General features: G+C 43.0%; 16 protein-coding genes and 1 pseudogene. 3 read left to right on the plus strand and 14 right to left on the minus strand.

Annotated features, from left to right (window positions below; genetic code table 11):
• Positions 1-131: 131 nt before the first annotated feature.
• Positions 132-674, plus strand: a complete 543-nt coding sequence (locus WA1_RS00775; protein WP_017742136.1) for a hypothetical protein — start codon at positions 132-134, stop codon at positions 672-674.
• A gap of 88 nt (positions 675-762) precedes the next feature.
• Here the strand turns inward: WA1_RS00775 and WA1_RS00780 are convergent, their stop codons facing one another.
• On the minus strand, positions 763-1,557 hold the full coding sequence (locus WA1_RS00780) for a CBS domain-containing protein (protein WP_017742135.1): 795 nt from the start codon (positions 1,555-1,557) through the stop codon (positions 763-765).
• A gap of 228 nt (positions 1,558-1,785) precedes the next feature.
• Positions 1,786-2,148 carry a four-helix bundle copper-binding protein gene (locus WA1_RS00785; protein ID WP_026134512.1) on the minus strand — a complete coding sequence of 121 codons (363 nt, stop codon included), beginning with the start codon at positions 2,146-2,148 and terminating at the stop codon, positions 1,786-1,788.
• A gap of 846 nt (positions 2,149-2,994) precedes the next feature.
• On the opposite strand from WA1_RS00785, the pseudogene WA1_RS00790 reads away from it, so the two are divergent.
• A pseudogene (locus WA1_RS00790) lies at positions 2,995-3,390 on the plus strand (oxygen-binding di-iron domain-containing protein); the annotation flags it as partial.
• Between the two features lie 43 nt (positions 3,391-3,433).
• Here the strand turns inward: WA1_RS00790 and WA1_RS00795 are convergent.
• From WA1_RS00795 to WA1_RS00810, 4 genes are all read right to left on the minus strand, one after another.
• Positions 3,434-3,907, minus strand: a complete 474-nt coding sequence (locus tag WA1_RS00795) for a phosphate-starvation-inducible PsiE family protein (protein WP_017742132.1) — start codon at positions 3,905-3,907, stop codon at positions 3,434-3,436.
• Between the two features lie 58 nt (positions 3,908-3,965).
• Positions 3,966-6,047, minus strand: coding sequence for a potassium channel family protein (locus WA1_RS00800; RefSeq protein ID WP_017742131.1), 2,082 nt, complete (start codon positions 6,045-6,047; stop codon positions 3,966-3,968).
• 141 nt (positions 6,048-6,188) lie between these two features.
• A complete protein-coding gene (locus WA1_RS00805) occupies positions 6,189-7,262 on the minus strand; it encodes a PstS family phosphate ABC transporter substrate-binding protein (protein ID WP_017742130.1) in 1,074 nt (357 codons plus the stop codon).
• 89 nt (positions 7,263-7,351) lie between these two features.
• Positions 7,352-8,590, minus strand: coding sequence for a Na/Pi cotransporter family protein (locus WA1_RS00810; protein WP_017742129.1), 1,239 nt, complete (start codon positions 8,588-8,590; stop codon positions 7,352-7,354).
• 702 nt (positions 8,591-9,292) lie between these two features.
• On the opposite strand from WA1_RS00810, the gene WA1_RS56510 reads away from it, so the two are divergent.
• On the plus strand, positions 9,293-9,457 hold the full coding sequence (locus tag WA1_RS56510; protein ID WP_158516576.1) for a hypothetical protein: 165 nt from the start codon (positions 9,293-9,295) through the stop codon (positions 9,455-9,457).
• A 35-nt stretch (positions 9,458-9,492) separates the two neighbouring features.
• Here WA1_RS56510 and WA1_RS00815 read toward each other — a convergent pair whose 3' ends face one another.
• The 8 genes from WA1_RS00815 to WA1_RS00850 all read right to left on the minus strand — a co-directional run bounded on the left by WA1_RS00815 (position 9,493) and on the right by WA1_RS00850 (position 22,794).
• Positions 9,493-10,770 (minus strand): ABC1 kinase family protein, encoded by a 1,278-nt coding sequence (locus WA1_RS00815; RefSeq protein WP_017742128.1) that lies wholly within the window; start codon positions 10,768-10,770, stop codon positions 9,493-9,495.
• 29 nt (positions 10,771-10,799) lie between these two features.
• Positions 10,800-11,624: a helix-turn-helix domain-containing protein gene (locus tag WA1_RS00820; RefSeq protein ID WP_017742127.1), complete on the minus strand. Its 825-nt coding sequence runs from the start codon at positions 11,622-11,624 to the stop codon at positions 10,800-10,802.
• 145 nt (positions 11,625-11,769) lie between these two features.
• Positions 11,770-12,333, minus strand: a complete 564-nt coding sequence (locus WA1_RS00825; protein WP_017742126.1) for a hypothetical protein — start codon at positions 12,331-12,333, stop codon at positions 11,770-11,772.
• Positions 12,334-12,347: 14 nt separating this feature from the next.
• Positions 12,348-12,773, minus strand: a complete 426-nt coding sequence (locus tag WA1_RS00830; protein ID WP_017742125.1) for an acyl-CoA thioesterase — start codon at positions 12,771-12,773, stop codon at positions 12,348-12,350.
• Positions 12,760-18,573: a type I polyketide synthase gene (locus WA1_RS00835; protein WP_017742124.1), complete on the minus strand. Its 5,814-nt coding sequence runs from the start codon at positions 18,571-18,573 to the stop codon at positions 12,760-12,762. Before WA1_RS00835 ends, WA1_RS00830 begins: the two co-directional genes overlap by 14 nt.
• Before the next feature lie 3 nt (positions 18,574-18,576).
• Complete coding sequence (locus tag WA1_RS00840; protein WP_017742123.1) at positions 18,577-19,503, minus strand: hypothetical protein; 927 nt, start codon at positions 19,501-19,503, stop codon at positions 18,577-18,579.
• Positions 19,504-19,513: 10 nt separating this feature from the next.
• Complete coding sequence (locus WA1_RS00845) at positions 19,514-21,526, minus strand: CRTAC1 family protein (protein WP_017742122.1); 2,013 nt, start codon at positions 21,524-21,526, stop codon at positions 19,514-19,516.
• A gap of 308 nt (positions 21,527-21,834) precedes the next feature.
• The gene (locus WA1_RS00850; RefSeq protein WP_026134510.1) at positions 21,835-22,794 is read right to left on the minus strand and encodes a DUF1702 family protein; all 960 of its coding nucleotides are present in this window, start codon (positions 22,792-22,794) and stop codon (positions 21,835-21,837) included.
• Positions 22,795-22,851: the final 57 nt, after the last annotated feature.

Raw genomic sequence — 22,851 nt, forward strand, 5'->3', positions numbered from 1 at the left:
TGGTTACTGGTCACTGATTACTGGTCACTGATTACTGGTCACTGATTAAAACTGCATATAGTCTATCGGGTATGGGTGGATTTTTTTATCAGATTTTATTATAATTTTTAGAGTAATTTAACAAATATATAATGGCTAGTCTACTTTTAGAAAACGGTACAGTCGAAAGCAATTTAGTTGAAATCACTCGCGAACTCTCTCCACTTGGGATCTACCTCAGACACTACGATCCCGGTACTTCCATATTTTTGCCAGACTTGATTTCACAAGAAATCCTGACGAATAAAGAGAAAGATTATATTTTAGAAATCCATGACAGTCTTTTTGAATTTCTCAAAACAGAAGGAAACTATCTTTGGAGTGACTTGTTAACCCTGCATCCTGGGTTATCCCAACTTCAGATGCTGATCGACACATATAATCGTTACCATGTACATATTGCTCCTGAAGCCCTCTACATACTAGCAGGGGAAATGATTTTCGGATTTGTACGTCCTGACGGCAGTCAGGTACAGCTTCTAGTTCAATCACAAGATTACATCCACATTCCAGCCAGAGTCGAGCATTGGTCAAGCCCCGCAGCATCATTACATTGTAAAGCAGTACGCTATTTTACAACTGCAGACGGTTGGATACCACAGTATACTGGAACTTCAGTGACCAGTGACCAGTGACCAGTGACCAGTGACCAGTGACCAGTGACCAGTGACCAGTGACCATCAACAACTAACAACTAACAACTAACAACTAACAACTAACCAATTATTCAACATCTTCACATCGGACTAACAACTGTTCCATAGCTTCTGCTAGAGATATCAACTCTGTCCAAGAAGAACCACTGACTAAATCTTGAGCATGAGCTAATCGGTTTCGCAAGTGTTCGGCGGATTTTAAAAAACGCTCTCCAGAACGCTTGGACTTAATCCCAAGCTGTTTGAGAAGTTCTGGTTGATGTAAAACTAATTCTCGCTTGTCACAAAATTGAATGTAATCAAGTAAATCTGTGGCTTCGTTTCTTTCTTGACTCTCTTGCCACAGCCGTCTGGCAATTTCTATCCTTTCTGATTTTAGCACTTGTTGCCAGGAATCTTGGGAATAGTAACGCCTTACTAAACGAAGCAGATTCATCTCCAATAGGGTTAACAAACCAAATAGGAGCATTCTGACTGGTGCTTTTTGCAAGTCCCCACAGGTGACAATTCCACTGACGCGGTTGCAGTCTAGCACAAAAAGTCTGGAAGTTTGTTGCAGGATAGGTAATAACTTCATCAGAGGCGTAGAGATAGCAATCAATTCTTTTGGATGAAAAACTTGCTGGTAATCGCTGCACTTACCTTGTTTAACTTTAAGACTGTTCCGCTCTAAATAACCACTAACAGCACCTTCTGACTCTACTCCAACGACATCAAAATCTTGCATTACCATCCAGTGCCATACTTCTGCTACGTCTGCATCTGCTGGAACTGCTTTGAGGGGTTCGGCTACATACTCAATGGTAATGCTGTTTTCAAACAGATTTCTTAAATCTTGAGAACGGGATTTTAGATGTTTCATTTTTATGCTTAGTTGTTAGTTGTTAGTTGTTAGTGGTTTGAAGGTGTACAGTCTTGAGTTTTCACCACTAACTACTGTACGGGCGCGATCGCATTGCACCCCTACTAACTAATAACAATCTTGAGATAAAATATGCCGATCGCCGATCAAACGTCAAGCGCCCAGGCCAAAAATAGCCCAGGCGCTTGAATATTAGGTTGCAGATCGCCTTCTGCTAGGTCGAAAGAATTAGGCGTGCATCATTCCCATCATCTTGCAGCTTTCAGCACACTTGTGGCAAGCAGCTGCACATTCCATCATCTTGGAATCGTCGCTCATTTGTTCGCACATCATTCCACACTTCTCGCACATTTCAGCACAAAGCATACAGGTGCGATGCATGAACTCAGAGCCACTCATCATCATATTCATTGCCATCATGCACATTTCAGAACAATCACGCATCATGCTCATCATGCCCATGTCCATGTGCTTGCCACTTTTTGTCATGCAGTGAGTCATGGTTTCCATACACATTTTGTGGCAGTCCATGCAAGCCTGCATGCAAGTTTGCATTTCAGCAGTCATGTTTTCATTCATCATCATCATCATCATACGTAAATTCCTCCATTAGTAGGCTTATTTCATACGTTAATGGGGTCTTTTTCAAAAGTCAATCAGGACATTATGACAGAATTTGAAACATGACTTTCTCGATAAATTTATGGGAGATTTATCAGGAATTTCTCATAGTCAAGTGTGCTTTTTCTATTAAACTATGACAAATGCTTACTACTTCAAGAAAAGAATCTCCGCTGACAAGAAGGGGATTATTAGCACCATTCGTTTTATTGGAATGTACGGTAAATTTAAGTTGAATTTTTTGTAATATTGTCTTGACAATTAACCTATTTTTGTAACGAATAAGGGCTTCTTTATCACACAAATCTTAAACAAATTTAAACTCAGAAATTGTCAGATTGCTTGTACTTGAGTCAATCATTGGCTACCAATGGGTGAAGTGCTACAATATCATAGCCCTGTGCGTAATCAATACTACATTGGATACAGGGGTTGCTATTTTTATGCTTTTAGCTACAAAATATTAGCAGAAAATATTGTCTTTACTAAATTTTGATTGAAAAAAGACAATAAAAATTTGCTAAGATATTTTTCTAAAAAAGATTATGAATAACACTTTCCTAGTACAGGTCGGCGGAAATAAAGCTACCATTCACTCCGTGATGAAAATCTTATGCTGTAAGGGGTTTGACTTTTGAACGCGTGACTTTTAACGAACGCGAAACGGTACTAGTTAAGAGTGATTGCCAGCGAATAGTTTCTTTGGCTACAAAAACTATTTACAAGAAAATAAAATCTTTAACAACTTTACAAAAATAATTATGAGCAAAATAAGAGCAGAAACGACGACTGATGATTCATGCTCGGAGAGAATTAATGGTTGCGCTCGCAGAGAACGCCCAAAAAAGGCTAACTATACAAACTGTTGAAATAGCCCCTAATACAACTGCCATTCGCTGTCTCGACTGGGACCGCGATCGCTTTGACATTGAATTTGGATTGCAGAATGGTACGACTTACAACTCGTACCTGATTAAAGGTGACAGGATAGCATTAGTTGATACCGCTCACACCAAGTTTCGCGAACAGTATTTAAATACGCTCAAAAGCCTTGTTAACCCGAAGGCAATTGATTACATCATTGTCAGCCATACAGAACCAGACCACAGTGGCTTAGTGGAAGATGTGCTTCAATTAGCTCCAAGAGCGACTGTTCTGGCTTCAAAAGTTGCCCTGCAATTTTTGGACAACCTAGTACAAGACAGGTTTACACTATCAAGTAAATTTTTCCAGAGCTAGCAAAAAAGTTGGTATTCTAGTGGGTTGGGTATTTAGCATTTGTCCGTCGCACAACCCAATAACAGATAGAAAGGGCGATAATGGCGGCAGCAAGAGCAAGTAGTTCTGAGTCAGAAATTTTTTGAAAGTCGAGAAGGATGATTTTACGGGCTACGGCAATCAAGGAAGTAATAATGACCATCTCAATTTGAATAATATGGCTTTTGAGATATGATGTAATGTTTTGCGTAATTTCTAGCGCAATCAAAATGTTTAAAAATAGCCCGAATATTTTCAATAATGTACTAGAAAAACTACCAATAGGTGGTTTAATAAGCATCTCTTGTGCCAAAACAATACCGAGGTCTAATATAGCGAATAGAACCACTGCTATCATCGCCAGAGAGAGGATTTTAGCAAAAAAATCTTCTACTTTATCTACAAATATCATAAACCTCTCATTCTGATGATTATCAACTAAAAGTATCAATGTTTTTCGTAATAACCGCATTGTTTTGTTTAATTATAAAGAGTAGTTAATTGTAATCCATCCAAACAGCTTATTATTTTCAACCATCAGATTCTCCAGTATGAGGAAAAGGTATCAAATGAGCTTTTATCTGGATTTTATTAAGTTCTCTGACTAAACGTTGTGCTTGGAATTTGTAAAGAGGGAGCCGCAATACTCCAGGCAAATTATCCATTAATTCTGCTGCAACATTTATACCACATCCCGAAATTCTGGCAATAGTTCTTGCACCTTCAAATACAGCATCTTTAGTTAGGGCTTTATCAATCTGCACTTTCCAGAGTCGAGGTAGTATCTCACCGCGTTCTAGCCGTTGCAAACTGTTAATCGTTTGCAAAACAACTAGACGATCGCCCTCTTTGAGTTGTGTATCATCAGAGGGCATTAACTCAGCAGTAAATTGAGTTGATTTGTGGTAAAGAACTGGCATCATACCGTATCCATAGGCAACTTCAGCTAAGAGTAATCCACAGAGAGGATCGTTTAACTGAATATTGTACTCTGCTACTAGGATAGTCTGGTCATGAAGTCGAAATAGGTTCAGGATGTTTTCGCCAAATGCAGCTGCGGTAAAAGCTTCTGCTGCTAGAGAGTAAACGCATAGAACTTCGGCACTTGGCAAGATTTGGGCGAGATTATCACTAAAACGGGGATCAAAAGTGCGGATGACCAAACTGCTTTCTGGATTGGTGGTATGAGCCATCAAACTCATTTCTAAGTTTGCTATCTCATCATCCGTTGTCACAACAATGCTTTTGGCAGTAGCAAGATTCACTTTGGTAAATGCATTTGTCAAGTCACCCAGCACAAAAGGCATCTGTGGTAAGACATTCGGCTCTAGTGCTGTATGGCTGACTCCTACCAAAGGCTGTTGAAGTTGCAGCAACAAAGTAGCAACTTGCCGTCCCAGATTCCCTAAGCCAATCAGGACAATATGATTTCCTTGCGGAGTCGGTGGACGCCTATTGACTAACTGGAACTTTGCTGCTAGAAGACTTTCAGTCAATAAAGCATATAAAACTGCGATCGAGGCAGTACCTGCGAGCATATAGCCCAAGTTCATCAACCGCATCCACAATGGTGTAGTGTCAGACGAGTTAAGAGCTCCAAATACAGCGTCATAGGAACCTAGTAGCATCACACTTGTTACATACAAAGTCCTCAGCCAACTCTCCTGTGGATGAGTAGCTTTCAAAACACTTGTGCCAAGAGTCAGCAAACTTAACAGGGCAATGCCAACAATGATGGCAACTCGTTTAGTCTGCTGTTGAGCCATTGATTGCCACCATCTAGTTAGAATCACCAGCCAACTACGACCAAAGAAACGATTGCTAATTTCCTGCCAAAGCTTTCTAAAGTTGCGTTTTGTTTTCGTTTGCAAAAAACTTATGACTGGTGCTGCAGATGAATCAGCTATTCTCTGTGACTCTATATAGGTTACTATATCTCCTAATTGAATTCTGGCATCTGTCTCCCACTGATATAAGTCTGTAGGCTGTTTTGAGGTGTGAGAAATATGACTGAGAACGCGACGATGTCGATTATTCAATTCATAGATAAGACGGCGATCGCACCAACGGTGATTGGCAGTAATTTGACACTTAACTACACAAAGCAAATGTTCGTTCAGGTCGATCAATCCTTGAATTTCACTGCCCAAAGCAGCAATCGCAAATGCAGAAGCGGTTATTTGAGTTGCGTCCAAAGCCGCAAAGTTACCTAAACTTTGAGCCAAAAGTTCATTCAGATTCTGTTTAGAAGAGCGTATAACTAGGCGAACGTGTTGATTAAGCACCCTAACAGCAAAAGCAGTGTCTATATTCACCCTCTCATCATTAGTAACTACTAAGACAGCTTGACACTGTTGAATCTTTGCTCTTGCCAGAACATCCGGTTGTCGGCAATCACCAATCGCGAGTTCTTCCAATAAATTTGGTACATTGTTAACTTCCCAAATACTAGGCAAAGCGATATCGATCGCACTGACACTTACACCAAACTCTTTGAGTTTAGCGACACAGTACTGACCCAAACTGCCTAATCCACAGACTAAGAAGTGCGATCGTGGAGTTTCTGTTTGGACAGTATCAACGATATCAATTTCTGTAAATGACTCAAACATCACAATAATTGGTAATTGTAAATAGGTAATTTGTTATTGATGACAAATTACCCATTCTTTAGATAGCGGTCATGACGAATTTTTCACCAGAACAAATGAAAAATTTCTTACCCCCACTCCCCACTCCCTATTCCCTACTCCCTATTTTTCTTGCAGACCTTTCTGTCCTACACCGATTACAGAACCTTTCCCTCCCAGTACAGAACCAGTAAGACCTTTGTTGAATCGGGAATTAGCTGATTGTAGGGTGATGTTTGGTAGCGGTACATAACCAACTTGTAATACCAAGTTAGCATTCTCTGGCGCTAAATAGAAGTTAGTAAAGGCTTTGACATCTGGACGAATGGCTGATGATTTCTTCACATAAATAAAAATTGGACGGGAAAGGGGTTGATAGCTCGAATTTGCTACTGTTTGAGCGCTGGGCTGTACGCAGCCATAACCATTGTCGATGCTGACTAGTTTGAGCTTATCTCTATTTGCAGCATAATAGGCATAGCCAAAAAATCCCAGTGCATTCGGATCTTGAGAGATTCCCTGGACTAGAGCATTGTCATTTTCGCTCTTGGTGTAATCACCTCGACTTTTTCCTTCTTGACCTATAGTTGCTAAAGTGAAATAGTCGTAAGTTCCAGAGTCACTACCAGGACCAAATAACTTTAATGGTTGATTGGGGAAGCTAGAGCGAATTTGATTCCAATTAGTGACTTTGCCTTCAGCTGCTGGCTCCCACATCTTTTTCAGTTCACTCACTTTGAGACACTGAACGAAGTCATTTTTTGCGTTGACAACAACAGAGAGACTATCAAAAGCCACAGGTAATTCGATGTATTCTATGTTGTTTGTTTGGCAAAGATTCACTTCTTCTTCATTAATCGGGCGGGAAGCGTCTGTAATGTCAGTTTCGCCTGCACAAAATTTCTTAAAACCACCACCAGTACCGGAAAAAGCTACATTAATTTGCACTCCAGAGTTGGCTTTTTGGAACTCTTGTGCCATCACCTTAGAAACAGGAAACACGGTACTAGAGCCGTCTATTTTTATAATGCCTGACAAATTTCTCGCGCTAGTAGAACTAACATTTTCCGCCTGATTCACGGCTTCAGGAAAACTAGCAGTTGTATCATTATCCTGATTGTTACTGCAAGCAGATGCTCCCAACAGCAGAGTCGCTATATAGCCAACCAATGCAATACGAATATTTTGAACAAACATCCTCTTTTCAACCTATTTGAATATATGAAGGAATCAGAACTAGAATTTTCTGTCAAAAGGCGGCTTCTAATTCCACCAAACAATCTGCTTTATCTTGCTGGTTGTACTGTCTCTGGACTTAATATCCGATCGTCATTGGTATCTGGAACTAATTTTTGCAGTAATCGAGCGATCGCTGGCAGAAACATGATGACTACAGCTACGCCGATTAAGTTAAAAATGATCTGAGCATTAGCAACTTGGCGACCTACACCTGCTCCACTCGAAATTGCTAAAACAAGTTGCACGAGTAGCGGAGCAAAGATAATTCCTAGGATGGCACTCACTAGATTGAATAGAAAATGAAATAATCCTGTCCTTAATGCTGAACGACCGCGCCCTACAGTAGCCAATAGGGTGTCAGCACAGGTACCAACTTCAGCACCCAACATAATAGCGACACCTGCAGGGAGTGAAATCAAACCAGAACTTGCTAAGGTGATAACTATCGCGACTGTTGCAGAAGAAGATTGAATAATCAGTGTAAAAATTGCCCCAACGATTGCACCTAGTAATGGATTTTTCCCTAAAGTTTGCATCAAGTCAATGAAAGGCTGATAGTTTCTAAACGGCTTCATTGCTTCATCGATCGCTTCAAGACCATAAAACATTAAACCAAAGCCTAGCAGAATGATCCCAAGATTTTTCTGTGTGTTTGTCTTGCCAATAAACAGCACCAACATTCCTACAAACATCAGTAACGGCACGTACTGCTCTATATTAAGTGAGATGATTTGTGCGCCTACTGTTGTGCCAATATTGGAACCCAAAACTACACCAAGAGACTGTACAAATGTCAGTACTCCCGCACTTACCATGGCAATTACCATGATGATGGTAACAGAAGAGGATTCGAGTAGGGTTGTGGCAACAGCTCCGGTTAGAATTGCGGCGAAGCGATTAGTCGTACACTTACTTAAGAACCCTTTCATCCGATCTGTACCAATCTCTTCGAGTCCTTCAGAGAGTCGGGTTACACCGTAGATAAATAATACCAAACCCGCTAAGGCACCCATAGCCATAGCAAAGAAGTTTATTACGGTTGATTTCCCTCCCCCTTTGGATGCTCCACTAGATGCATAAGCAGCTTGAGCAATATCAAATTTAATGGCTGGTTGTACATCCAGAGGCTTCGCTGTCTGTATACTAGTGCTAACTTCTACCGAAGTTGGACTAAAAGATGACTGTTCGGGACTCAACAAAGCCGGATAGATAATAACAGTCAGTACGAAAAAACCAATACTCAACCATTCAAGCACTTTTCTATTGCATTTCGCGATAGAGAACATGGTCACTCCTTCTCAAAGTGAGTTCTAATGTTATACCGAGGCGTATTATGATGTGATCAGCTATATATGTTGTATAGATTTAAATAAATCTATGCAGATTCTATCACCAGAATTTGCAATTTTTTTTTACAAAAAAATTCATAAATACAATAACTAAAATATAAACTTTTGATAATCAATACTTAACTTTTACATAAGTTAGTTTACAAAGCTCAAAATCATGTATTAATAATCTTAAAGAGCTATAGGACTCCTATTTGATTTTTGAACTATACGTAGGGTGGGCAATGCCCACCGCAAGCTTTAGTTGGTGGGCAATGCCCACCCTACAGTACTTAAAGTTTTTCAGAAATCATTTAGGATTCCTATATACTGGTGTTTTTTTGTAGATAAAAAAATATATAGCAGTTCTAAATTATTCGTGAAAAATTAGATCCCCGACTTCTTTGAGAAGTCGGGGATCTGGACAAAGAGAATTTTCTTCGCGCTCTTTGTGTTTTTGCGGTTAATAATTTTTACTACACAAATAGGACTGCTAGATTAACATGATGCATTGAAAAATGCTTATAACAAAAATGATTTTCAGAAAAAGTTTATATTTGGCTCGCTGAGAACATTTTCAAAGAATGCGATCGCTTTTTACGTTACAGCACATCCTTTGAAAAATGTTTATGTTTGAATTGCAATCAATGATTGGATATTATGCACAGTGCTGATGAAAAAGTTGAGTCGCTCGCTGAAATGATTGCGCGTTTAGTATGCGAATATGAAGATCGACAAGCAGCAACCAAAGCCAAAAAAAGTATACACATCGATTCCATCCATCGCCTTACCTCTACCACTTTCTCTTCATCCACAAGCACGTAAGTAAGTAGGTAATTCATGATTCAAAACGGTATTTACTAACAAGCGCTTTTTTGTAGAGCATGAAAAATGAAAGATCTAGCCTCACCTTGAAAATCTAAATCAGCCTGTAGTTGCTTGACGATGCCTTCAAACACTGCTAAAGAAAGAATAGCCATTGTAAAGTTTGTAGATCCTCGAATTCCAAACTGTCGTTGAATATTGAACAGTTGGACTGCGAAGCTGGTGACCTCGAACTCACGTGCCGTCTTAGATGAATGCTCGTTGATAAGTTGGACGATTCCAGCTTCAAATTTCTGTCGGTCACAATCCTTGGCACGGTAAGTTGCTGTATCGTAAACAACACGAGCACAATTCTTACCGTTATTGATGACCATGCCAAGAAAGAAGTCAACGAAGTCTTTTAAATCAGACCCATTGAGGCTTGCTACCATTCCCAAATCGAGAATGACACACTCACCTCCTTCTCGGAAATAAATGTTTCCTGGATGCAGATCTGCATGGATAAACCCATCAATGAAGATCATTTTGTATAAAGCTCGAACACTTGCGATCGCACTAGTTTTACGTTGCATGGGAGTAAAGTCCACTTCGGAAACTTTCATGAGACCATTTAGAAACTCCATAACGAGTACGGAGTCAGTACACAGTTCATTAATCAGTTTGGGAAATATAATATTTTTGACTTCAGCAAAGTTTTTGTGGAATAACTGATTGTTGTTTGCCTCAATAGTGAAGTCAAGTTGCAGTTCGATTGATTTGCTGAATTCAGCAACAAGTCCGGTAAGCGGAATCAGTCGCATTATGGGAAAAAGATCGAGCGTCTTTGCAAAACTTTTGATAATAAGCAGATCGTTCTTTACCTTTCTCAGCAGACCTGGTCTCCGAATCTTGACAGCCACTTCTGTACCATCCTTTAGTCTAGCCCAGTGAACATGAGCCACACTAGCACTAGAAATGGGCTTATAATCAAAAGACTCAAAAATCTCATTTATGGAACGACCAAAAGCTTCTTGAATCAGACCTGGAATTCTCCGCGTATTAAATGGCGCTACCCGATCTTGTAAGCGTGTTAGCGAGGCGATTATTTCAGATGGCAGTAGATCTGGGCGTGAACTTAGTATCTGACCTATTTTGATAAATGTCGCGCCTAACGACTCTAACAACTCAGCAATGAAATCCCCTAGTAGGCGGTTTAATTTAGGTTTACGGTCTAAAAGTGTTCGTATTCCCAAACGTACAACTAAGCGTATTAAATGAATAATGAACGAGAAACTGATTTCAGCAAGACGCCATAGTAGAAAAAGAATGTCCATGTAAATTTCAATTTAGTCGTGCAATCTTATCAAGAATTGGTATCAGTAGCCCAACGTTCAGCAAAAAGGAATGATAGGGCCGTTAAAATCGGTGGATCGGTCAGCAATTTTGGTCTTAGCAAGATGTCTGGACGTTTGTTTACTTGACCATTACACACCACCAGTGGACCAACACACCCATGTAAAGCTATCTCTTGCAGCAGGTAGCTTGATGCTGCTTTGCAGTTTGCGATCGCTGCGGCAAATACGTAGTAGCAACCGTCAGGTACGGGAGCAATACGATAGAGACCTGGTGCAGTTAAGAGCGTACAACAAATAGGTCGGTTTTGGGGGATTGGGGTTGAAAATAGCCCTATGAAGATGAGACCTGTAAAAGCGTCAGATGTCACAATCCGACCAGTGAGACTTGGATTCAGTGGGATGACACGGGGCTGAAAGGTTAGGTGTTTGTCAGACTGTTCTAAGCAAGACAAGGTAAAGTGCTTGGCAAACCGGCGCAGATGACTAGGTGACAGACCAACCAGTTGTTTGAAACGGGTGACGAAGGTGCCCAAGCTGTTGTAACCAACTTCATAACAGACTTCAGTTACACTCAGTTGAGTTGTCAAAAGAAGCCGCTTTGCTGTTTCTAAACGCAATGCATACAGAAATTGGGAAGGGGGAATTCCGGTAACTTGGTGGAAAATGCGGTTGAAGTGATAGGGGCTAAGTGTGGCGATCTCAGCCATGTCTTCTAACGATAGCGTTTGATCCAGATAGTTATGCATAGCTAAGATAACTCGTTCCACTGCCTGATAGCGTAACGAGGTAGTACTGTCGCGATTGGCACTCCTTAATAAATGCTCTGCCTGCATAGAAATCTCCTTTAAAACTTTACAGACGCTAAGATTGCTAGTACTGGAAGCTAAGGATGACTGCGAACCATAGTCAGTAGCTGTAACAATCGCACCGCCAAAATTGCACAAAAGCAGAGTAATGTAACTAAAATATTAGTCACAATTAAGCCCTTTGAGCCGGTGGAAAACGGTGGTAGTATAATGCAATCAGCATCGGGATAAGCACGACTGTGTTGTAGAAAAGATGAACTTCCAAACGAGGAATCCACAACTGCAAGACGCTAGTGGGTACTGAAGAATCAAATAAGTTTTTATGGATTAGTACTTGACCTAGCAACAAAGCGTGCTCAAAATGATGCCAAAACTGAAGAACAAATGCGATGTTCCACCAGTTGCGAGCTTCTCCCACAATAGCAGGGCGTAGAACAGCTAGCCCTACCAGCATAAAAAGTGCATGCCCATAGTGCAACCACTCCGAGCGCACAAGCCACGGATATATGAACCCTAGAGCACCGAGTGCATCAGGGCGAGACCAACCCATAACGTAAACCTGGTATGCCTGGAAAAAGTGTTCTAGTAAATGAGCCAGGATAACAAGCATAAAAACTTGCATGGCTCGTCTATGCCATCGCCCGTTCAAGGTATAGATAAGGGATTTTATGGCTGATGATAAATTTTGAATTGGTTGACGATCGCTTTTGGCAATAGCCTTCTTAGTTACACTCATTTTCTCATGCCTCCTTATGTTTCTGTATACAATTGCAAAGCTTCTCGCAGTACTTCTGGGACTGGTGTTGGGATTAACTTTTCTCCTGTGCGCCGCATACAAGCCACTTGTTGTTCCCCACGAGCAACTAGTTCCTCAGTGTCTTCCGCAAGCCGCCAATACTCAAAGAGCATTGTGATGCGATTTTGTGTCATAGCCCCCAAGCGCATCCTGATTGCAACTTCATCAAAGGCAAACAGTTCCGCAAAGTACTCGCATGACACCCGAACCGTAGCGAGTGCAAGACCCCGTGACAGATCTTCTAACACTTCAGGTGCATACTCTCGTAAGAACATCTCTCTACATTTACCTTGCCAACTCACATGATTTGCGTAGTAAACATTGCCTACGAGGTTCGTTTCTTCAAATCCCACTATGTGATGTTGCTCATAAGCTCGCATGATTGCTCCTTAATAACACTGCTAATACCAATTGATTGTTAACTTTCTGTACTGATGCCACTAACGTAGTGATGGTCAAATGTCCTGATGCCAGCACAGCCCAACCATCAGCAGTAGACAAAACCAGCACCAAGGGAGCATCGACCATAGCCCCAGCCTTTCTCAAACACTCACTTGCTGCCCAAATTCTCGTAGCAGCTGTATTTCGGTCTTCACCTACTTGTTGTGCAATGACTTCTGCTAATGCAAATCGCTCCACACCAAGCAAGCCTTTCCACAGATCCACAGACCGGGATACCACTGACTCGATATCACAGCCAACTGGTTCAGAACCAGCAACTGCCAGTGTAATATCGCCTGCATGGGCTGCTGATACAGCTTGAGAACCAATCGCTTCTGGTTTACCATCAGGTCGCCGCCAAACAGGTACATCTAATGAACCAAGCGCTTGCCGAATTGCTCGATCGCTCCGCACGCGATGTTCAACGGTTGGATCTTTGTCCACAACCACTGTTATATCTGCTGTAGTAACGAACTCTCGTATCCGGCGTTCCATATATGGACCTAAAAGCGTCTCTGCCAAAGAATTTTGAGACACTGTTTGGTTAACAACCTGTAACCGTAAACCGTCCCATTGTTCTAGAACAACTCCATCTGCTCCAAGCACCTGCAAATCATAAATAAAAATGTTGTCCAATTGTGCTCGCTCTCGTGCATGAACAAAGCGAGCAGGAGATGTATGCATTACACTGGAAATGAGCCGATCCACTCCTACAGGCAAAATCGTTGCATGAGGAATGCAGGCTTGGAGTGCATGGATCGCAGCGTCTCTGGCTGCTGGGTCGCCGAGAACCAGTTTTTCAGGTAAATACCGACTAAACCAGGGAGTTCCGCTATCTGGTGCAATTTCAGCAAAACACTCAGTTGCTGTTAAATGGCGGTAACCTTGCAGTCGTCGGAATCGCCCGCTATGAAAGAGAATGGAACCGTAAAGTTCGCGTTCTGGGTTGAGAGAAACGTCAGCCCGGTCACTTGATATTTGTCTTTTGTACGTTTTCAATGGCAACTGATTAATAACGCAGGTTGCTTGGAAGTGATTCACCATGAAGGACGTCTGCTCGCTTCTCAAGACGACTTCAATTTCCTCAGACTCACGTATAAGCGCTGCTAAACGAATCTTCATAGGTAAGCCATCAGGAACCACCACTGGCTGACTAAACTTCACATCTTTAAAAATGGGTGGCTGAATCGAGTGAGTTAGTGCCATAACTACCTGTGCAATGGCTTCCATCGCCATAACTGCTGGGAAAAGCCGTTCACCTTGGAAGATATGCTCGTTTAGATACGGATCGGAGTCTGCTGATAACTCCGCATCAACAATTAACTCCACTCCGGGATAATATACTCTTTTGTATTCTAGGAAACGCAAGAATGGAAGTTCTGGCTGCTCCACCTTCAAAGTTAGTAGCTTTCCAAAACGACCAGTGACAATTATGGAAGTTGCTGGCAATGACTGTGCAAGCAAGCGACGCAAGACAGAAATTCCTACATCTGGTGAGATCGGTGTAATCCCTTGCTGCATCAGGATATCTATCCGACCCAAGCGTTCACCCATACCAACACCTGACCAGATAGACCACTCTATATTCAGACAACGGCACTTTGGATGCTGTGCTTGGAATTTTTCTAGCAGACAAGCAAGCCATTCATTCGCTAGTGCATAGTGTGCTTCGCCTCGCAGACCGGTACGGGCGATGATTGAACCGAAAGTGATGAAAAGTCGCAGATGTTCTGGGTTAATTGCAGAGAGTAAATTCCGAACTCCTTGAACTTTGGGTGCTAAAGTACTAAAAAACGCCGCTTCGTCAAGAGATGTTAGGAGTTGCGGCACATTCACGCCTGCACCGTGCAAAATTGCAGTTATGGGACCAAACTCTATTTCTGCTTTACTCACTGCAACTCGAACAGCTTCTGGGTTGCTAACATCAGCAGCAATATACCGCAGTTGGATGCCCGAAGCAGTCATTCTATCCAAGTTGGTTGCAAGTTCAATATCATTTTCTGGCTGCGATCGCCCCAGCAGGACTAATCGCACTCCTATTTCTCGAGCTAGAGAGAGCGCACATTCAGCAGCAATTCCCTTTCCACCTCCAGTCACCAGTAACACATCATTTGAAGTCAAGGTCAATTCGGCTGGTTCTTTATGCATCGGCAAAAATCGCATAATTGGCTCCCGCCGATAGCCAAAGGCATCATAATGCGCCTCAGAATACCCAACTGCTGCCCTGACTTCTGCAAGTATCCATTCTATTGTCTCAGGGCGATCGACAGGTATATTAATCACACAAGTCGTTAAATTTGGGACTTCTTGGTAAAGTGTACGGGCAAATGCTGTACCGACCATATTATGTTGAATCAGCACAAAGTGCGTGGCTTCTTTTGCTGCTAACACAGCACGAGCACCCTGAAGCAAGAGGTTTATATAGCATTCATCAGATTCTTCTGGTGGAAGACAAAGGATAATTCCACCACCGTCGTAATGCTCGAAGGCTTTTTGTAAAAGTTTTGCCAATAAATACTCAGTAGGAGCAATTATTTGCCAACATCCTTTTTCTTTTATACTGGCGGAAAATTGATAACGTGGTAAAGGACGCTCTACGAGTTCAACGGTGAATGCTCGTATCCATGAATCCACACCTGAAAGCGATCGCTTTTCTGTCTCAACTATCCTAGAAGCACCCGCGTGTAAAAGTTCTTCTAGTGCTTGAGCGATAGCACCAACAGATGCATTTGCATAGTCAGTTGGTGCAGATGGTGGAGGTAGATTAAGACACCGAGATGCTTCCACAACTAACTGTGCTACAGTAATTGAATTCAAATGCAACTCACTCAACAGGCGACTGTCATCTTTTACTGCTGTTGTAGGAAGTTCTGCTCTTTCAGCTACTAGCTGGCGGACAAGCTCTAAGGGTGATTGCTGCTTGGGCATTAGAGATGGGGGATATGAGCCTTTGTTGCCCTTTTGACGTTCTGCTGTAGAACTTTTCTGTTCTGGTATTGGTTTAGAAACGGGAGCCAATTCACATGGGTTAGCGAAAAATTGAGGACGCCACTCTAGATGAAACGCTCGCGTAAATCGTCCAGCAAACAGTTCTTTATGGTTAACAGGTGCTCCGAGAGCGAATGCTGCGCCAACTGCTTTCAACAAGCCTGAAAGGGAAAAACCACCAGCATCAATTGCTACAACTGGAACGTTCAAAAACTCACTGACCAAACCGCTCAACACTTGACCGGGTCCGACCTCAATGAACAAGTCCACACCCTCAGCCGCTTTAGTGACTGCTTCCATAAACCGTACTGGTGACGTTATTTGACGAATCAGTAGGGATGGCAAATCTTCATTGGATGAGATGGGAGAACCAGTTACGGTGGATACAACAGTTTTCTGTAAAGGTTGAAAATGTTCTTTCTTGAGATGTTCTGCTAGCTGCTCTCCAGAAGAAGCTACCAACGGAGAGTGGAAAGCGTGTGAGACTGGTAATTTAAATGTCTTGAAACCTAGAGCAGTAGCGCGATCGACAATGGTATCTACGACCTTTGTTTCTCCGGAGATAACTGTTTGCTGGGGTGAATTCAAACCAGCTATGACGACTGAGCGATCGCTTAATAATCCTGTCAATTCTTGCTGTGAAGCCCGAACACTCACCATCGCACCACTTGGACTGCTCAGTTCCGCCATCGCCTTCCCTCGGACAGTCGCAATCCGCAATACAGTTTTTGTATCAAACACACCACCCCAATGGAGAGCAGTGAGTTCCCCTAAACTATGACCAACAGCAATATTTCCTGTAATGCCAAGCTTCTCTAAGGTGTATAAAGCTGCTATGGAAGCTGTGACAATTGTTGGTTGCGCTATTGCGGTTGTGTTGTTGTCATTGATTTGGGATAAGTTTGCTAGAGTGTAAAGTTCTTGTACAAATTCAAAACGGCGACACCAAGCTCCACCATTAAGATATAGTGGCGAACCTTGTCCTGGGAATAAAAACCCGATTCGGGGCAAATTGATACCTGTACTTAAAAATATACCTAAACGGCTGTCCAAGCGAGTCATCGCAGCTTCTGATAGCCATGACTTTAATATTTCTAGACGGTTTGTGAAATTCAAAGGAGTATCTGCTACTATTGATGCTCTAATCGGCGCATTGTCACGAATGTCAAGTCTTCTTTGCAACTCAGTAGCTAAATCAGCAACTTCGGCTCTAGATAGTCTTGGAGACAGTGTCAGTAGGTGTTCTACCTGCTTGTGTAAATCATTTGTATCTCGAGCAGACATGAGAATGAGTTCAGCGTCCTGGGCGGAAGCCAAAAAGACTTGCTCCTGGTGAGTCAGATTTTGACGGCGTTCAGTAGCAGTTCGCTCTAACACAATATGAGTGTTAATTCCTCCAAAGCCCATAGCGCTGACACCAGCGCGGAGTGGTAGGTCTGGAGACCAACTTTGACCTTTGTTCAGCACTTGCAAAGCTGGCTTTTCATCAGTGAGAATTGGATGAGGTTGGTCACATCCAGTTGTTGGGGGTAATATTTGGTTGTGGAGAGCCATTGTTGCCTTGATCAACCCAGCAACTCCGGCTGCTGCTTTAGTATGACCGATATTCGCTTTGATTGAGCCAATAATTGCAGGAGGAGCTTGTGGTGCTGCTTCCCGACGCGCACGAGACAGCGATCGCAGCTCTGTAGCATCACCAATACTAGTTCCAGTGCCATGCCCTTCAAATAAAGAGACTGTTTCAATACCAAAACTAGCCCGACGATAGGCATGATGTAAGGCTAGAAGCTGACCTTCAACCTCAGGACGAGTAATTCCACCGTGACCATCGGAAGAAATTCCCCAACCGCGAATAGTTGCATAAATGCGGCAATCCCGTGCTACAGCATCTTCGTACCGCATCAACACGACAAAACCGCAGCCCTCTCCAGGTAAAAAGCCAGAAGAACGAGTGTCATAAATATGCATTTCTTCATCTGCTAATGCACCTGCTTTGGCAAATCCTACCAGTTCAAATGGGTCTAGACTTAAATCTACGCCACCAGCTATTGCTACATCTAAATCACCTGTCACTAAAGCAGAGCAGACAGTTGCAACGGCTAGTAATGAAGAGCTACACGCTCCATCAACTGTATAGCCGCCTCCCTTGAAGTCGAAATGATTGCAAATACGTCCTGCAATCGTGTTAGATAAGTTACCAGCAAGGGTTTCTTCGTTAATTGCTGGAAATGGTTCTTTGTAGAGTGCTTCTAGATTTTTAAGAAATTGCCAACGTTGTTCTGGCAACCAGTTTTGTTGCATAAGCGTAGCTTCCACAATTCGACGTACATAAGGCCAGCGCAGCCGCATTGTGTTAGCTCTGGAAAATTCTCCTGTAAGTGTGTTACCCAGGACTATGCCAGTTGTATCTCGTGGTAAGCGATCGCCATCAGGGAAGCCAGCATCTGCCAGTGCTTGGGTAGCAACATCTAACGCCAGCCAATGAGTTAAGTCTGCAGAACGGAATGTACTACCAGCTACCCGAAAAGCAACTCGGTCGAATTCATAACCCTCAATGAGGGCTGCTTCAGTAGAATAGGTGCAATCGGGAGCACTTCGGTCAGCAGATAAATAGTCTGTTAGGTTGAGGCGTTCTGGTGGCAGTTTCCTAAAAGCACGACGCTGGGCTAGTACATTTTCCCATAGTTCTATGGGCGAGCGGGCATCAGGATATTGGCAAGCCATACCGACAATAGCAATAGTAGGTGTCATGGCTCACGCCTCCCCTACCTTTGTAGGTGCTGGAACTAAAACTTTTTCACTAGCAATATATGCTACTAATGATTGCGTGTATGCACTTAACCCTCGCAATATACAAATGATTGTGAGAGCAAAGAACAACCCAAAGACAATGTGATTGACCATGAGAAACCCATAGGCAGTTGCAACTGACGCCCCAAAGACGACTTGGTTAAATGGTTTGCCGGGTGTTGTGCCTGGGTCTGTGACCATATAAAATGTAAACAGAACAAATGCTACCCCTGTCATTGGTACAAATGCAGCAGTGAGTGGCGTTCCAAATGCCAAGCTTCTCAATAATGCCTGCACGATAAAGCCTCCTAACCAGGCTGCAATTAGGGGAAGCCGACGGGTGAAGCGTGCATTTAAGAATGTACCGGAAATAACTATCAGCCCTGGTAAAAGCCAATCCCCAATACCACTGAGGTTTTCGGTGAATTGATAAGGAGGAGCAATACTCACCCAGGGAAAAACTAAAAGGGTAATAGTGATACCAAAGTTTGAAGGGTTGAAGAAATGCTGGGTGCTCTTCTCGACAGTTGCACGAAAAATGGCTTTTGAGCCGATGGCAACAGTAGTGGAAAAAATGATGGGTAACAAACGCTCATTGCTGTAAAGTAGCATGGCGATCGCCAAACCTGTAATGTGAGCGGATAGGAGAAAATCGACGAGACGTTTAAACCCGCCAATGAAGCGAGGTATGCGTTGGTTAACCCCAGCATCAACGACTTCGAGTATAATTTCCAAGCTATAAGCAGTGACTAGCGCCACCAGAGGCTGTGCCCAGGATTGCTCAAAGCCCAAAAAAGTGTGCCCCAAAATATTCAAGATTGTAATCGCCACAGCAAAGCGCCGCAACCCTGCTAAGCGATTTGCTTTATGCCAGCTTTCAAAAGTGGTCATCGTGTCACCCTTACCCTTGTGTTGAAGATGTTTTTCGCTCTGCCGTTAAGTCAGAGCCTGTAGCATTTCCGCCAAGCAACACCGTGTGCCAACCAGGCGATAAGTGTAATGTTTCTTGATGTACTTGACCGGTTAAATCTCTCCAGTGCAAATCAATTGGTAGCTGAGTATTGAGGGGGAGAGCTTGACCTAAACCAAAGTGAAGGTCAGGGCTGCGTGCGCCGGAATGACCATTGCCACCATCTACCTGTGCTACCAATCGCTTCCCATTAGGAAGGTGGACAGTTGCAGTCGCTCCAATGGCAGGTCTTCCGGCGGTTGTGTTAAGATGACCGGGTCGAGCGCTTGTTTTAGAATTAACTTCTAGTTTAGAGGGCAGTCGTAGATGGATACCCAAAAATGCTCCAGGTCGAGGACTTTCATTGCGATAAAAATCAGAAGATTCCCACTGATTAGCGATCGCTAAGTCCAAATCGCCGTCTCCGTCTACATCAGCTGTCGCAATTCCCCGGCTCACTTTGACTGAGTCTAGACCCAAATCTTGAGAAAGGTCATAATATCGACCATTATGAGCACGTACAAAAAATGGATTGTGTTGGTGACCGCTTAAGTCATCGCCCGGTTGCAACCGTGGCCAACTACGAGGATTGCTTAGAAGTTCGTCATTGCCTATTGCTAGTTCGTGTAATTCTGGCCAGCGATTAATATCACCTTTGACAAATCCTGTTGCTTGTAGTGCTTCTAGTATTCCGTCGTTATTAAAGTCTCCCAAGCGGGCTTCCCAACTCCAGCCACTACGAGATAAACCTAATGGTTCGCTACGGTCGATGTATGGCGCAATGCCTTGCTGCATACTATCGAGTTTGCCAGTGCTTTGAAAGAGAAAGTGGCTTTCTTCTAGTGCATATTCAGATGCTATGTTGCTGACATAAATGTCAAGTAATCCATCGTCATTCAAATCACCGAAGTCCACCCCCATGCCCTTAAACGAATCGCGACCAAGGACTTTAGAATTGGGTGTAGTCAGTGTTTTCTGACCTTCTAAAAGCGTAAAGCGAAGTTTTCCAGCCTGAGAGTGATTATGCAGTAGTCGGTCTGGTCCAAAATCATTGGCAAAATAGATTTCGGGTAACAAATCTCCATCTAGATCGGCTGTCCCTACTGCTAAAGTCCATCCGCGAGCAATGGATTCGTCTAAAACTCCCTGAGTCTCTCGGAACTCTACTGTCGGGTTTTCTCCTACTGTTGCTTTTGTCCATAGGAGTAGTCGATTCCGCCCCCCATTGCTAGCACGGGTCATGGAATGCTGCATTTGTTCGCTACCAGTCCCATTCGGGTTCAGAATTTCAGAATCATCTGGAAAATAGTTGCCGAAGATGAGGTCAGTGTGTCCATCACCATCTAGATCGGCTATGGTGGCTGCGTTAGTATACCATCTTTGTTTATCTGAAGCTATCTCGCGTTGTATGTAGTTGTTGGCACTCAGTTCCAGTTGATTTGAATCTATTTTCTGCGAGCGTAAAAAAGCGATGGGAGTATGTCCCCAATAGTAGACAAGTATGTCCATCAAACCATCTTCGTTCAAATCTCCTGGTAGACAACCCATCGGTGCAATAGTTTTTGAAGTGTAGGTCACAAAAGTGGGTTGTAAAACGAAGGGCTGATACCGTTCGCCCGTCTTTGGTACTGGTGCGACAATAACTTGATTAGTACGCGTATCTACGTAGCAAATGTCATTGGACAAATCATCACCATCCAGGTCATTTAAAGCTACAGAGGCACCAACCGCAGAAATCCAAGCAGAGTGACGCCGAACACTAGGATGGACTTGTCGCACAAAGTGGAGTGAGTGACCAGTTAATTCTGGTAATGGCAAGCGTGTAAAGCGGAATTGATCTGCAAGCGAAGTCCGCTCAGTAGCAGACAACGCTGGTAGTCTAGCCCAACACAATAACCCCAGAATTATTGCGATCGCGACCAGACGTTTTGCATGATATTGAATGATACTTGCCGCGATACTCATTTTCTTGACTTCCTTTACTGTATAAAGATGCATCTCAACACGAGAAGGGAGTTACAAATCTGTTTTTGCTAACCCTATTGGTTAATGCTGGCTTCAACACTTTAGAAAAGAAGACTAATATTCATTTTTTTGTATCTAATTATACCTCTTTTCTCTCCTCTACGTCCTCTGCGGTTTTCTAATCATTCAGACGCGACCGGACTTGATATGACTACCAAAAAATTGAGCATCGATAGACTGGGTAAATGCCATGACTCATGATTATGACTCCTTTTTGTGGGCATCCTCATTTTTGAGATCAAACTTTTTTATAAGGCAGTTAATAGTGCCGATGTGAAATGAGTTTGAACTCGCTGTCGCCAAATCTCGTATGCTGGTTCCGCTCCATTAGTCGGTAGCTTCTCCAAAGCCATGTCTGTCACTCGAGCTGCTGCATCAGCCGACATATTACAGAAAACCTGACATGCTAATTCCGTATGAGCTGCTGGGTTACTAGCTCGCTGACGTGCCTTTGCTGCAAATGCTGCTCCTTGTGCCAAGTAAGGTTGATAAGGCTTTGCTGCTATTTGCAAAGCTTCTATCGCATCACGTTCTACGCCACCTGCATAGGTACAGGCTAAACCGATCCCACTCCAAAGGTCGCTATGTCGTGCTAATGGGAAAGCAGCAATTGTTGCTGGAATTAGAGTGACATCAGCACCGTTTACAAACCAAAGGCTTCGTCCTAAACCTTGATCGAAGACTCGACGGGCGTAGCTGGAAAGTTGCTTAAGGCTTTTCTGCTGCTGAATGTAATCTCGCCAGTGAAAGTACCCCTCATGGAACCCGTAGCCATCAACTACTAGCCAGCACAATAAAGGATCTAGTTTCGCGAGAAATGGTTCGACGCGCTGGTGAAGTCGTGCTAGCAACCAACCAACCCCCACATGCACCATGTAGGCGTGATCTGACCCAGCACTTTCTAAAAAAATCTGTAGCCGACTTCTCGGTAAAGGAATAACTTTATCCAGTAAAGTAAGTCCCATTGCAGCTCCTTCAAAGGCAAAACCCCTTAGTTCAGCTTCAATAGTATTTAGTCGGAATACAAGAGATTCAGGCTTGTCGTCTTCAAGCGCCGTATGATACCCATGTAAGAATGTGTGACCAATCTGCTCGAATCTCTGCTGCACTTTGATTTCGCTCCCTTGAAATCCTCGTGTAGCACAAGTTGCTTCTACTAATGGGATACCGAACATCAGTCGGCGAAAGCTTCTCCAAGAAAAAAGCATTTTTTTACCTCATACACATAATTTTATGTGTAAGTCTCTCTTCATAGTAATGCTATA

The sequence above is a fragment of the Scytonema hofmannii PCC 7110 genome, from assembly GCF_000346485.2.
Taxonomy (GTDB): Bacteria; Cyanobacteriota; Cyanobacteriia; order Cyanobacteriales; family Nostocaceae; genus Scytonema; species Scytonema hofmannii.

Excerpts from the sequence above, each read along its gene's own strand:
- WA1_RS00775 (WP_017742136.1), top strand. The coding sequence starts at position 132 with ATGGCTAGTCTACTTTTAGAAAACGGTACAGTCGAAAGCAATTTAGTT.
- WA1_RS00780 (WP_017742135.1), bottom strand. The coding sequence starts at position 1,557 with ATGAAACATCTAAAATCCCGTTCTCAAGATTTAAGAAATCTGTTTGAA.
- WA1_RS00785 (WP_026134512.1), bottom strand. The coding sequence starts at position 2,148 with ATGATGATGATGATGAATGAAAACATGACTGCTGAAATGCAAACTTGC.
- WA1_RS00795 (WP_017742132.1), bottom strand. The coding sequence starts at position 3,907 with ATGCGGTTATTACGAAAAACATTGATACTTTTAGTTGATAATCATCAG.
- WA1_RS00800 (WP_017742131.1), bottom strand. The coding sequence starts at position 6,047 with ATGTTTGAGTCATTTACAGAAATTGATATCGTTGATACTGTCCAAACA.
- WA1_RS00805 (WP_017742130.1), bottom strand. The coding sequence starts at position 7,262 with ATGTTTGTTCAAAATATTCGTATTGCATTGGTTGGCTATATAGCGACT.
- WA1_RS00810 (WP_017742129.1), bottom strand. The coding sequence starts at position 8,590 with ATGTTCTCTATCGCGAAATGCAATAGAAAAGTGCTTGAATGGTTGAGT.
- WA1_RS56510 (WP_158516576.1), top strand. The coding sequence starts at position 9,293 with ATGCACAGTGCTGATGAAAAAGTTGAGTCGCTCGCTGAAATGATTGCG.
- WA1_RS00815 (WP_017742128.1), bottom strand. The coding sequence starts at position 10,770 with ATGGACATTCTTTTTCTACTATGGCGTCTTGCTGAAATCAGTTTCTCG.
- WA1_RS00820 (WP_017742127.1), bottom strand. The coding sequence starts at position 11,624 with ATGCAGGCAGAGCATTTATTAAGGAGTGCCAATCGCGACAGTACTACC.
- WA1_RS00825 (WP_017742126.1), bottom strand. The coding sequence starts at position 12,333 with ATGAGTGTAACTAAGAAGGCTATTGCCAAAAGCGATCGTCAACCAATT.
- WA1_RS00830 (WP_017742125.1), bottom strand. The coding sequence starts at position 12,773 with ATGCGAGCTTATGAGCAACATCACATAGTGGGATTTGAAGAAACGAAC.
- WA1_RS00835 (WP_017742124.1), bottom strand. The coding sequence starts at position 18,573 with ATGACACCTACTATTGCTATTGTCGGTATGGCTTGCCAATATCCTGAT.
- WA1_RS00840 (WP_017742123.1), bottom strand. The coding sequence starts at position 19,503 with ATGACCACTTTTGAAAGCTGGCATAAAGCAAATCGCTTAGCAGGGTTG.
- WA1_RS00845 (WP_017742122.1), bottom strand. The coding sequence starts at position 21,526 with ATGAGTATCGCGGCAAGTATCATTCAATATCATGCAAAACGTCTGGTC.
- WA1_RS00850 (WP_026134510.1), bottom strand. The coding sequence starts at position 22,794 with ATGCTTTTTTCTTGGAGAAGCTTTCGCCGACTGATGTTCGGTATCCCA.